Origin of the sequence: Paraburkholderia kururiensis (assembly GCF_034424375.1) — a bacterium.
Classification (GTDB): domain Bacteria; phylum Pseudomonadota; class Gammaproteobacteria; order Burkholderiales; family Burkholderiaceae; genus Paraburkholderia; species Paraburkholderia kururiensis_A.
This window is the reverse complement of the sequence record NZ_CP139965.1, coordinates 5,816,373-5,829,194: the sequence shown is the minus strand read 5'-3', so window position 1 is coordinate 5,829,194 and position 12,822 is coordinate 5,816,373. Positions and strand designations below refer to the sequence as shown.

Genomic DNA, 12,822 nt, shown 5'->3' with positions numbered 1-12,822 from the left:
CGGCCGAAATGAACACTCTGTTGTCTCGGGATAAACAGTGCTCGCGAAGCGGCGGAACTCTTCGGCTGAACGCACCAACGGTCATCGCGTTCAGCCACGGCGGTCGCGGGTTCACCCCAGACGCGGTTTCGCCCCTATCCGAGGTGGCTGCGCTGCGCCGCGTAAAGCTCGCGGAAGGTGCGGCCTACGGGCGCCGGCATGTCGCGCGTGTCGGTCCATCCGCCTGCGAACGGCAGTCGCGCAATTGCCCGGTTTTTGCCGCCCAGTTTTTCCAGTACGCGAACGGCGAGCCGCGTGAACAGCGAATACGCCTCGGGATGCAGCGCGAGCCAGCCCCAGACGGCCAGCCCCGCCCGCTCACGCCACGGACGCAGATGCCGCTCCACCTGCTTCTCCCGCAGCTTGCGGAGCAGGTCCGAGAGCGGAATACCCACGGGACACACGCTGTTGCACTCGCCGCAGAGCGTCGCAGCCTGCGGCAGGTCGAGCGCCTTGTCGAGGCCCACGTAGCTCGGCGTGAGCACGGACCCCATCGGCCCCGGGTAGACCCAGCCGTAGGTGTGCCCGCCCACCTTCTGGTACACCGGGCAATGGTTCATGCAGGCGCCGCAGCGAATGCAGCGCAGCATCTCCTGGAAGTCGCCGCCGATGAGCCCCGTGCGACCGCCGTCCACGAGCACGACGTACATGTGCTCGGGGCCGTCCTGGTCGTTTGCGCCGCGCGGACCGGTCAGCACGGAAAAGTAGTTCGAGATGGCCTGTCCTGTCGCCGAGCGCGGCAACAGCCGCATCGCAGTAGCCAAGTCTTCGAGCGTCGGCAGGATTTTTTCGATGCCGGTCACCGCCACGTGCACGCGCGGCATGACGGTGCACATGCCTTCGTTGCCCTCGTTGGTCACGAGCGCGACCGATCCCGTCTCCGCGATCAGGAAATTGCCGCCCGTCACGCCCATGTCGGCAGACAGGAAGTGCGGACGCAACACCTCGCGGGCCTCGCGCGTCATCTGCGGGATCTCGGTCAGGCGCGGCCGCGCGTGCGTCTTCGCGAAGAGGTCGGCGATCTCTTCCTTGTCCTTGTGCACGACGGGCGCAATGATGTGGCTGGGCGGCTCGTTGTGATTGATCTGAAGGATGTACTCGCCAAGGTCGGTCTCGATGGACTGCACGCCCATCTGGCCCAGCACCTCGTTCAGGCGCATTTCCTCCGACACCATCGACTTCGTCTTGATCACCTTCTTCACGTCGTGGCGGCGCGCGATGTCGGCGACGAGCTGCGCCGCGTCCCGTGTCGTCTCGGCATAGAGCACGGTCACGCCGCGGCGCGTGGCCTCGCGCTCGAAGGTCTCGATCCAGACGTCAAGATTCTCGAGCGCGCGGTTGCGGCGCTCCTTGAGCGCGGCGCGCGTGGCCGGGAAGTCGATATCGGTCATCGCCACAGCGCGTGCCGACACGAACTTGGTCGACAGCTTCGTGAGGTTCTGCTGGAGGCGAACGTCCGCGAGCTTCTGCCCCGCACGCGCCTTGAATTGCATCGACTGGACTTGCATGCCTGCCCCTTAGTCGTTGCCGGCGTCGCCCGCCAGCACTTGCGCAATATGGAGCACGCGCGTCGAGGTGTCACCCGTGCGGCGCAGCCGGCCTTCGATGTTCAGCATGCAACCGAGGTCGCCCAGCACCACGGTGCCCGCGCCGCTCGCATGCACGTTGGCGCACTTCTCGTCGACGATGGCGGTCGAGATATCACCGTACTTCACGGCAAACGTGCCGCCAAAACCGCAGCAGTGCTCGCAGTCCTTCATCTCGACCACATCGACGCCCCGCTGCGCAAGCAGCGCGCGCGGCTGCGCCTTGACGCCGAGCTCGCGCAACCCCGAACAGGAATCGTGGTACGTGACAGGTCCCTTGAACGCGCCCGGCTGCAACTCGACCTTCGCGACGTTGACGAGAAAGTCCGTGAGCTCGAATACGCGGCCGCGCAGCCGCCCGTAGCGGCTCATGAGTTCGGGGTCGTCGCGCAGCAGATCGCCGTAATGCACGCGGATCATGCCGCCGCACGAGCCCGACGGCACCACGACGTAATCGAACTGCTCGAACTCGCGCAGCATCTTCTCCGCCAGGTCGCGCGCCACGCCGCGCTCGCCCGAGTTGTACGCAGGCTGGCCGCAGCACGTCTGGGCCGGCGGGACGACCACTTCGTAGCCCGCCTGCTCGAGCAGCTTGATGACCGAAAAACCGATCTCGGGTCGCATCAGGTCGATCAGGCAGGTGGCGAACAATCCGACTCGCATGAGCGCTCCTCAGAAAAAACGTCCTCGATTATGCGGCTTTTGGCGCCGCCGACCAACGTTCGCGCGCATCCCGGCAAGCCGCGGGCACATGCGGCGCCGCAGCGGGAATGTGCGCCGAGCGCCTCGGACGCGCCCATTTTTTCACCATACGAGATACAATCGTGACTTCGTTGTTTGACGCGTCAACCGCCCCTGGTTCAAATGAGCGACACCAATCCGGATCCCAAGACTTCGATCCAGGTGATCGAACGCATGATGCGCCTGCTCGATGCACTGGCCGCGCATAGCGACCCTGTGAGCCTGAAAGAGCTCGCGCAGCGCACCGAGCTTCACCCCTCCACCGCCCACCGCATTCTCAACGACATGGTGACGTGCCGGCTCGTCGACCGGTCCGACCCGGGCACGTATCGGCTCGGCATGCGGCTGCTCGAACTCGGCAATCTCGTGAAGGCGCGCCTCTCGGTCCGCGATGCTGCGCTGCAACCCATGCGCGAGTTGCACCGGCTCACGGGGCAAACGGTGAACCTGTCGGTTCGTCAGGGCGACGAGATCGTCTATATCGAGCGTGCGTATTCGGAGCGCTCGGGCATGCAGGTGGTGCGTGCCATCGGCGGTCGTGCGCCGCTGCACCTCACGTCGGTCGGCAAGCTGTTTCTCGCCGCCGACGAAGCCAACCGCGTGCGCGCCTATGCCACACGCACGGGACTCTCGGGCCACACGCAGAACAGCATCACGGACCTCGCGCGACTGGAACGCGAACTCATGCACGTGCGCCAGCAGGCCTGCGCGCGCGATAACGAAGAACTGGAACTCGGCGTGCGCTGCATTGCCGCCGGCATCTACGACGATACGGGCAAGCTGGTGGCCGGCCTGTCGCTCTCGGCGCCGGCCGACCGGCTGCAGGACTCGTGGCTCGCGCATCTGAGCCGTACGGCGCTGAGCATCTCGGAAGCGCTTGGCTACCATCCCGAAGCGGCCGAGGCGAGTACGCACGGCAGTTCGCAAGCCGCGTAAGCAGGCGGCTGGCGGAACGTAGAGAGGGCGACATATAGCGCGCCGGCCATGAAAAAAGCCCGCTTCATGTGAAGCGGGCTTTTTCGTTGTAGCGTCCGGTTCGACTCAACGAACCGGCAGCCGGATACGCCGATCAGGTTCCTGCGCCGCCTGCGTCCGCGCTCGTGATGTGCGGCTGATCGCCGCCATTGTCGAGCCACGTGCGCAGACGCGTGGCGTCGGCGAAGCGCGAGTACTTGCCCGAGGAATCGAGCAGCACCATGATCATCGGGCGGCCATGGATAGTCGCCTGCATCACGAGGCACTCGCCTGCTTCGTTGATGAAGCCGGTCTTCTGCAGGCCGATGTCCCACGTCGAATTCGCACCGCGCACCAGCGCGTTCGTGCTGTTGTACGCCAGCGAGCGGCGGCCCGTGTACACCTCATAGCTGCGATCGGTGGAGAACCTGCGGATCAGCGGGTACTGGTACGCCGCATTCACCATCTTCACGAGATCGCGCGCGCTCGACACGTTGAGGCTTGTGAGACCCGTCGAATTCTCGAAGTGCGTATCGGTCATGCCGAGTTGCTTCGCCTTCGCGTTCATTGCGGCGATAAAGGCGGGACGGCCGCCCGGGTAGTAACGCGACAGCGCGGCCGCCGCGCGGTTCTCGGAGGCCATCAGCGCGATGTGCAGCATGTCTTCGCGCGAGAGCACCGAGCCTACGGCCAGACGCGAGCCCGTGTTCTTCTCGTAGTCGCGGTCTTCGTCGGTAACTTCGATCTGCTCGGTGAGCGGCGCTTTCGAATCGAGCACGACCATGGCCGTCATCAGCTTCGTGATGGAAGCGATGGGCACGACGGCGGTCGAGTTCTTGTCGAAGAGCGGCTCCATCGTGTTCTGGTCGACCACGTACGCGACACTCGAACGCAGCATTAGCGCGTCGGGCGTTTCGTGCAGGCCGAAGGCCTGTCCGACAGTCGGCGTACGCGGTTCGAAGGCGACGCGGCGCACGGCGTGATGGCGGCCCATCGTATAGGTGACGCGCCGTTTCTTCGCCACCGGGCGGGCGGCGTCTTCGGTCGCCGCGGCCGACTTGGCCACGGCCTTCGAAGAGCCGGCCACCGCCTTATGGCTTACGCCCGGCTTTTTCGCCGATTTGGCCTTGTGAGAGGGGGAAATGGCGGCGCTCGACGCCGCAAAGGCGTCAGCGGGCACGGCGAAAGCCGCACCAATGACCACGGAAGCAGCAACCGACAGGGCGGTGCTGAGTGCCGCGCCGTGGATCACTTTGAGCGACGAAAACAAGTCGGTTTTCATTGGTGTTCTGGAAGGAGCGGCAGGATTTTTCCGCAAGTGTAGTAAAACCATGAAAAATTAGCAATATTAAGCACTTATCGGTGCACCTTAAACCGAATCGTAAGGTTCGATTGACCGGCACAATAAGTACCACGCGCTCGATTCAGAAAAACAATCGACCGCGCAATGTTCCCCGGCGCGTCAGGTGTTGCCCCCACCTCTCGATGAGAGACTTTCCCGGTTTAACGGCAGACTCGAGGATGTTCTTGATCAGGGGAAATACGATCGCTCTGGCGAGCGCCGCCTCGTGGCGCGTCGCCTGGCCGCTCAGACGAGCGTGTCGAAAATGCGGGCAAGCCTCGCGGCATGGGCCTTTCGACTGTCGCAGCCGCACCGCGCAGAACGCGCGTTCGACCGTGATTTAACTTTAACGTTCCGCGGCCGGTTCGGTTTACCTGATGCGCTCCGGATATATCCCAGGGATGCGATGCCGAAGTTCGGAATGCCGGTTGCTACGCGCGTTCCGCCGTGTCAGACGACGGTCTGCCACGGGTCGCCGGCGCGCACCCGGACGGTGCACGGCCCGTGCCGCACGAGGCACTCCGGCCGGCATGCGCCGGGCATAACCGACTGTTTTATCGAGAATTTATTGAGGTTGTGCGCCGCACAAAAAGAGCTTGACTTTTGGTGCACGTATCCTAAAATCACGATCAATGTTGCGACGCACAAATGAAACTGCGCGACGCAGCGGAGTCCCCAACGTCTTGCCACTTATCAACACGGTCTGCACGAGACAGGCCGTTCTCAGGAGCGAAAACATGAGTCTGCTGACCCCCGAGCAAATCGTCGCTGCGCAGAAGGCCAACCTCGAAACCCTGTTCGGCCTGACCGGCAAGGCGTTCGAGGGCGTGGAGAAGCTCGTCGAGCTGAACCTGCAGGTCGTGAAGTCGACCATCGCGGAAAGCCAGGAAAACGCCCAGCGCGCGCTGTCGGCGAAAGACGCGCAAGAGCTGCTCGCGCTGCAAGCCAGCCTCACGCAGCCGGTGGCCGAAAAGGTGCTGTCGTACGGCCGTCATCTGTATGAAATCGCTTCGGCTACGCAAGCCGAATTCGCGCGCGTCGCGGAAGCCCAGTACGAAGAGCAGAACCGCAAGGTGCAGTCGCTCGTCGACAACGTCGCCAAGAACGCCCCGGCCGGTTCGGAAACCGCCGTCGCCGTGATCAAGTCGGCCATCACCGCCGCGAACACGACGTACGAAACCGTCCACAAGGCTACCAAGCAAGCCGTTGAGATCGCTGAAAGCAACTTCAACGCCGCTACGGCTGCTGCATCGAAGGCCGCCGCGCAAGCTTCGCGTTCGGCATCGGCGAAGAAGGCTGTTTAAGGAACACGCGGAAACAGGCGTGAACGTGCGAGAGCACGGCCACGCCTGAGTCGCACGGGCAACGCGGTACGCGTCGTTGCCGACAGAAAGCCTGCTGAAACAGAAACGGCGCACCCTTTGCAGGGTGCGCCGTTTTCATTTGCCCGCGCTATTTGCATGGCAAGCCGCGCTCGCATCCGGCACAGCATGCCGAAAAACCGCGGGCTCGCCATACATTCGCGAGCCCGCGCGTGCGCCGCTTACTTCTTTTTCTGCGGCGGCAGATCCGTACAGACGCCCTCGTACAGCTCCGCGGCCATGCCGATCGACTCACCGAGCGTCGGGTGCGGATGAATCGTTCGACCGATATCGGTCGCGTCCGCGCCCATCTCGATCGCGAGGCAAACTTCGCTGATGAGGTCGCCGGCATTCAGCCCGACAATGCCGCCGCCGATCACGCGATGCGTCTCTTCGTCGAAGATCAGCTTCGTAAAGCCCTCGTCGCGACCGTTGGCGATCGCGCGGCCCGACGCCGCCCACGGGAACACGGCCTTGCCATACTTGATGCCTTCGGCCTTGCACTGGTCTTCGGTCTTGCCCGCCCACGCCACTTCCGGGTCCGTGTAAGCGACCGACGGAATCTGCAGCGCGTCGAAGTACGCCTTCTCGCCGTGCGCCGCTTCCGCCGCGACGTGACCTTCGTGCACGGCCTTGTGCGCGAGCATCGGCTGGCCGACGATGTCGCCGATCGCGAAGATGTGCGGCACGTTGGTACGCATCTGCTTGTCGACGTCGATGAAGCCGCGCTCGGTCACCGCGACGCCGGCCTTTTCCGCGCCGATCTTCTTGCCGTTCGGGCTGCGTCCCACCGCCACCAGGACGAGGTCGTAACGCTGCGGGCCGTCCGGCGCCGCCTCGCCCTCGAACGACACGTAGATGCCGTCGGGCTTCGCCTCGGCCTTCGTGGTCTTCGTTTTGAGCATGAGCTTCGCGAAGCGCTTGCCGCTGTACTTCTCCCACACGCGCACGAGGTCGCGGTCCGCGCCCATCATCAGACCGTCGAGCATTTCGACCACGTCGATCTGCGCGCCGAGCGTCGAATAGACCGTCGCCATTTCCAGACCGATGATGCCGCCGCCGATCACCAGCATGCGCTGCGGAATCTGCGGCAGTTCCAGCGCGCCCGTGGAGTCGACGATACGCGGATCGTCGGGCAGGAACGGCAGCTTCACGGCCTGCGAGCCCGCCGCGATGATCGCCTGCTTGAAGCGGACCACTTTCTTGCCGGCTTCGCCCTGCACTTCCATATGGTTCGGATCGACGAACGTACCGACGCCCGTCACCACTTCGACCTTGCGCGCCTTCGCCATGCCGGCCAGACCGCCCGTGAGCTTCTTCACGACGCCGGCCTTGAACGCACGCAACTTGTCGAGGTCGATCTGCGGCTTGCCGAACGTGATGCCGTGGTCCGCCAGTGCCTCGGCTTCGTCCATCACGAGCGCCGTGTGCAGCAGCGCCTTCGACGGAATGCAGCCGACGTTCAGACACACGCCGCCAAGCGTGGAATAGCGCTCTACCAGCACAGTCTTCATGCCGAGGTCCGCCGAGCGGAACGCGGCCGAATAGCCGCCGGGACCCGCGCCCAGCACGAGCATGTCGCATTCGATATCGGCGCTGCCGCTGTAGCTGCCCGCCTGCGGAGCGGCAGCGGCGGCCTTCGGCGCGGATGCGGGCGCTGCTGCCTCGGCCGGCACGGAAGCAGCCGCCGGCGCGGGCTTCGCGGGTGCGGCAGCCGCTGCATCGCCCGCTTCCACGAGCGCGACTACGGTCCCCTCGGAGACCTTGTCACCCGGCTTGATGCGCACTTCCTTGACCGTGCCCGCGACGTCGCTGGGCACCTCCATGGACGCCTTGTCCGACTCGAGCGTGAGCAGCGACTGCTCTTTTTCGATGACGTCACCCGGCTTGATGTTGACCTCGATGACGTCGACATCCTTGAAATCGCCGATATCCGGCACTTTCACTTCGACGAGACTCATTCACGTCCCCTTCTTTTTTGCAGATCGTGGCGGCGGCGCGCCGCGCGAAATCGCTGTGCGAAACCGCCGTGTGATACATAAGGCACGAGGCCTGAAGCGACGGCCGCCATGTCGCTGAACCGCTGGCAATGCGCCCGCGGCACGACGACAGGCGCAGCAGCAAGCCGGACAACTTCAGGTGAGACGAGCGGGTCGCTCGACACGACCCGCACGCCCCGGTCCGGCCCGGACGGCGCCCCGCCGGACGATCAGAGAATCACACGCCGGAAATCGGCCAGGATGGATGCCAGATACGCGTTGAAGCGCGCCGCCTCGGCGCCGTCGATCACGCGATGGTCGTACGACAGCGACAGCGGCAGCGTGAGGCGCGGCACGAACTGCTTGCCGTCCCACACCGGCTTCATCGCGCTACGCGAGAGTCCCAGGATGGCGACTTCGGGCGCATTGATGATCGGCGTGAAGTTCGTGCCGCCGATGCCGCCCAGCGACGAGATCGAGAAGCAGCCGCCCTGCATCTGATCAGGCTTGAGCTTGCCTTCGCGCGCCAGCTTCGAAAGCTCGCTCATTTCCTTCGCGATGTCGACGAGGCCCTTCTTGTCCGCGTCGCGGATCACGGGCACGACGAGACCGTTCGGCGTGTCGGCAGCAAAACCGATGTGGTAGTACTGCTTGAAGACGAGGTTGTCGCCGTCGAGGCTCGCATTGAAGGTCGGGAACTTCTTGAGTGCCGCGACGCAGGCCTTGATCACGAACGCGAGCATGGTGAACTTCACGCCCGCCTTCTCGTTTTCCTTGTTCAGCTGGACGCGCAGCGCTTCCAGTTCGGTGATGTCGGCCTCGTCATTGTTCGTGACGTGCGGAATCATCACCCAGTTGCGGTGCAGGTTCGCGCCGGAAATCTTCTTGATGCGCGAGAGCGGCTTCGGATCGACGGGGCCGAACTTCGTGAAGTCGATCTTCGGCCACGGCAGCAGATTCAGCTCGCCGCCACCTGCCGCTGCCGGCGCACCGGCTGCGGCCGGCGCGCGCTGGCCGGTCATCACGCCCTTCACGAACGCCGTGATGTCTTCCTGCGTGATGCGTCCCTTCGGACCCGTGCCGCGCACCTGCGAGACGTCGACGCCCAGTTCGCGCGCAAACTTGCGCACGGACGGCGACGCATGGCTGGCGTGTCGCGCGCCGCCTTCGCCGGCCGGAATCAGCGGAGCCTGCGCAAGCGCCGACGGTTGCGCGACCGGCGCGCGTTGCGGCACTTGCGGCGCGTCCGAGGGCGCCTCGAGCGGAGCCTTCGCGGCAGCCGGCGCGGCTTGCGGAGCCGCTGCCGCGCCTTCGGCTTCGAGCAGCACGATCAGCGTGCCTTCCGACACCGCGTCGCCCACCTTGACCTTGACTTCCTTGACGACGCCGGCCGCGGGGCTCGGCACGTCCATGGTGGCCTTGTCCGATTCCAGCGTGACGAGCGACTGCTCCTTCTCCACGCGGTCGCCCACCTTCACGGCCACTTCGATGACCGGCACGTCCTTGTAGTCGCCGATATCGGGCACCTTCACTTCCTGCACGCCGCCCGTTGCCGCTGCGGCAGCAGGTGCGGAGGCTGGCGCTTGAGCGGGAGCCGCTTGAGGCGCCGCGGCAGGCGCCGGTGCCGCGGCACCGTTCGCCTTCGGCGCGGCGGCCGCGCTGTCGCCGCCCTCCAGCACGATGATGAGCGAGCCTTCGGACACGGCATCGCCCACCTTCACCCGCACGTCCTTGACGGTGCCGGCGGCCGGGCTCGGCACGTCCATAGTCGCCTTGTCCGACTCGAGCGTCACGAGCGACTGTTCCTTCTCGACGGTATCGCCCGCCTTCACCAGAATCTCGATTACAGGCACGTCCTTGTAATCGCCGATATCCGGCACCTTTACTTCAATCGATTGACTCATTGTTGGTGTCTCCTGGGCCGCGCGCGCCGCCGGGCCGCGAACCGGTCGCGGGGAAGCGGCGCGCGTCGTGGCACGCGGGGGGTGATGGCTTTAGACGGTCATCGGGTTGGGTTTGGCGGGATCGAGCGCGTACTTCGCGATGGCCTCGGCCACCCGCTTTCGATCGATCGTGCCTTCGTCGGCCAGCGCGTTGAGCGCGGCGACCGTGACCCAGTAGCGGTCCACCTCGAAGAAGTGGCGCAGCTTCTCGCGGGTGTCCGAACGGCCGAAGCCGTCGGTGCCGAGCACCACGTAGCGGCGCGGCACGAGCCCGCGAATCTGGTCGGCGAGTGCGCGCACGTAGTCGGTGGAAGCGATCACCGGACCTTGCGTGTCCTTGAGCAGCTTCTCGACGTGCGAGACGCGGCGCGGCTCGGTGGGATGCAGCAGGTTCCAGCGCTCGATGTCGTGACCTTCGCGCGCGAGTTCGGTGAAGCTGGGCACGCTCCAGAGGTCGGCGGCGACGCCCCAGTCGTTCTTGAGCAGGTCGGCCGCGGCGATCACTTCATTGAAGATCGTGCCTGCGCCCATCAGCTGCACGCGCGGCGCCTTGGCGTCGGCTTCGGCCTTGCGGAACGCGTACATGCCCTTGACGATGTCCGCCGCCACGTCCTGCAGGCTCGCGCCCTGCGGAATCGCCGGGTGCTCGTAGTTCTCGTTCATCACCGTGATGTAGTAGTACACGTCCTGCTGCTCCTGCACCATGCGGCGCAGGCCATCCTGGATGATGACGGCGAGTTCGTAACCGAAAGTCGGGTCGTAGCTCACGCAGTTCGGCACCGATGCCGCCCACAGCAGCGAGTGGCCGTCTTCGTGCTGCAGGCCTTCGCCGTTGAGCGTCGTGCGGCCTGCGGTGCCGCCCAGCAGGAAGCCGCGCGAGCGCATGTCGCCCGCAGCCCAGGCGAGGTCGCCGATACGCTGGAAGCCGAACATCGAATAGAAGATGTAGAACGGCACCATGATCTCGCCGTGCGTCGAGTACGACGTGGCGGCGGCAATCCAGTCGGCCATGCCGCCGGCTTCGTTGATGCCTTCCTGCAGGATCTGCCCGGTTTCCGATTCCTTGTAGAACATCAGCTGGTCGGAATCTTCCGGCACGTACTTCTGGCCGTCCTGGTTCCAGATACCGATCTGGCGGAAGAGGCCTTCCATGCCGAAGGTGCGCGACTCGTCGGGCACGATGGGCACCACGCGCTTGCCGAGTGCCTTGTCCTTCAGGAGGATGTTGAGAATCCGCACGAAAGCCATCGTCGTGGAGATTTCGCGGCCCTCGCCCGTGCCCTTCAGCAGCGGCTCGAACGCTTCGAGCGCCGGCACCGGCAGCGATTCGGCCTTCTCGCGGCGCGCCGGCAAATAACCGCCCAGCGCCTGACGGTGCGAACGCATGTACTCGAGTTCTTTCGAACCTTCCTCGAACTTGAGGTACGGCACGTCGACGATCTGTTCGTCGCTGATCGGCAGGCGGAACTGGTCGCGGAACTTCTTGAGCTGGTCCACCTGCATCTTCTTCTGCTGGTGGGTGATGTTCATGGCCTGGCCGGCCTCGCCCATGCCGTAGCCCTTGATGGTCTTGGCAAGGATCACGGTGGGCTGGCCCTTCGTCTGGCTCGCCTCGTGGAACGCCGCGTAGATCTTGTGCGGGTCGTGGCCGCCGCGGTTCAGGTTCCAGATGTCGTCGTCGGACCAGTCGGCAACCAGCGCCTTCAGCTCCGGCGTGTTGAAGAAGTGCTCGCGCACGTAGGCGCCCGACTCCGACTTGTAGGTCTGGTATTCGCCGTCCACGACTTCCATCATGCGGCGCATCAGCGCACCGCTCTTGTCGCGCGCGAAGAGCGCGTCCCAGCGGCTGCCCCAGATCACCTTGATCACGTTCCAGCCCGCGCCGCGGAACTCGCTTTCAAGTTCCTGGATGATCTTGCCGTTACCGCGCACCGGGCCGTCGAGGCGCTGCAGGTTGCAGTTGATCACGAACACGAGGTTGTCGAGGCGTTCGCGGCCGGCCATGCCGATCGCGCCGAGCGATTCGGGCTCGTCCGTCTCGCCGTCGCCGAGGAACGCCCACACCTTGCGACCTTCGGTCTTCGCAATGCCGCGCGCCTGCAGGTACTTCATGAAGCGCGCCTGGTAGATCGCCATGATCGGGCCCAGGCCCATCGACACGGTCGGGAACTGCCAGAAGTCCGGCATCAGCCAGGGGTGCGGGTAGGACGAGATGCCTTCGCCGCCCACTTCCTGACGGAAGTTGTCGAGCTGCTTTTCGGTGAGACGGCCGAGCAGGAACGCGCGCGAGTAGACGCCCGGCGACGAGTGGCCCTGCACGAACACGAGGTCGCCGCCATGCTCGGCGGAGGGCGCGTGCCAGAAATGGTTGAAGCCGACGTCATACAGCGTGGCCGCCGACGCGAACGATGCGATGTGGCCGCCCACGTTGGTGTGCTTGCCCGCGCGCAACACCATGGCGATGGCGTTCCAGCGGGTGTACGAGCGGATGCGGTGTTCGATGTCCTGGTCGCCGGGGTTCTTCGCCTGGCGCGCGACGGGAATCGTGTTGATGTACGGGGTGTTGGCCGAGAACGGCAGGTGTTCGCCGTGCACGCGCGCGAATTCGATCTGCTTCTCGATCAAATAGTGGGCGCGGTCGGGACCGACCGCGGAGATCACGCCATCGAGCGCGTCGAGCCACTCTGCGGTTTCCTGGGGATCGTCGTCCTTGTCGGCGGCAACATATTTGAGGACTTCGTCGGGTACAGCGGACATGCTCGTCTCCTGAATGTAACGGACGCTATGAGTGGACGACGCGGACGTAAGCCCCGCCGCGCAGCTTCGGGCGATTGTAATGACTGCGTTCGGGCCCGCGCAACAAAAATTTTGGATAGC

At 64.9% G+C, this 12,822-nt stretch carries 8 protein-coding genes; 2 read left to right on the top strand and 6 right to left on the bottom strand.

Annotation, left to right across the window (positions count from 1 at the left end):
• Window positions 1-134 precede the first annotated feature (134 nt).
• A complete protein-coding gene (locus tag U0042_RS26115; RefSeq protein ID WP_114811458.1) occupies window positions 135-1,547 on the bottom strand; it encodes a lactate utilization protein B in 1,413 nt (470 codons plus the stop codon).
• Between the two features lie 9 nt (window positions 1,548-1,556).
• On the bottom strand, window positions 1,557-2,288 hold the full coding sequence (locus U0042_RS26110; RefSeq protein ID WP_114811457.1) for a (Fe-S)-binding protein: 732 nt from the start codon (window positions 2,286-2,288) through the stop codon (window positions 1,557-1,559).
• A gap of 201 nt (window positions 2,289-2,489) precedes the next feature.
• On the opposite strand from U0042_RS26110, the gene U0042_RS26105 reads away from it, so the two are divergent.
• On the top strand, window positions 2,490-3,302 hold the full coding sequence (locus U0042_RS26105) for an IclR family transcriptional regulator (protein ID WP_114811456.1): 813 nt from the start codon (window positions 2,490-2,492) through the stop codon (window positions 3,300-3,302).
• A gap of 133 nt (window positions 3,303-3,435) precedes the next feature.
• On the opposite strand, the gene pbpG is transcribed toward U0042_RS26105, so the two are convergent.
• Entirely contained in the window at window positions 3,436-4,602 is a 1,167-nt protein-coding gene (gene pbpG / locus U0042_RS26100; protein ID WP_114811455.1) for a D-alanyl-D-alanine endopeptidase, read from the bottom strand.
• A gap of 797 nt (window positions 4,603-5,399) precedes the next feature.
• Between pbpG and U0042_RS26095 the strand changes: the two genes are divergently transcribed.
• Window positions 5,400-5,966 carry a phasin family protein gene (locus U0042_RS26095; RefSeq protein ID WP_114811454.1) on the top strand — a complete coding sequence of 189 codons (567 nt, stop codon included), beginning with the start codon at window positions 5,400-5,402 and terminating at the stop codon, window positions 5,964-5,966.
• 239 nt (window positions 5,967-6,205) lie between these two features.
• Here U0042_RS26095 and lpdA read toward each other — a convergent pair whose 3' ends face one another.
• The 3 genes from lpdA to aceE all read right to left on the bottom strand — a co-directional run bounded on the left by lpdA (window position 6,206) and on the right by aceE (window position 12,702).
• On the bottom strand, window positions 6,206-7,984 hold the full coding sequence (lpdA, locus tag U0042_RS26090) for a dihydrolipoyl dehydrogenase (RefSeq protein WP_114811453.1): 1,779 nt from the start codon (window positions 7,982-7,984) through the stop codon (window positions 6,206-6,208).
• Window positions 7,985-8,232: 248 nt separating this feature from the next.
• Window positions 8,233-9,906 (bottom strand): dihydrolipoyllysine-residue acetyltransferase, encoded by a 1,674-nt coding sequence (aceF, locus tag U0042_RS26085; RefSeq protein ID WP_114811452.1) that lies wholly within the window; start codon window positions 9,904-9,906, stop codon window positions 8,233-8,235.
• A 90-nt stretch (window positions 9,907-9,996) separates the two neighbouring features.
• Window positions 9,997-12,702 (bottom strand): pyruvate dehydrogenase (acetyl-transferring), homodimeric type, encoded by a 2,706-nt coding sequence (aceE, locus tag U0042_RS26080; protein WP_114811451.1) that lies wholly within the window; start codon window positions 12,700-12,702, stop codon window positions 9,997-9,999.
• Between the last annotated feature and the right edge of the window lie 120 nt (window positions 12,703-12,822).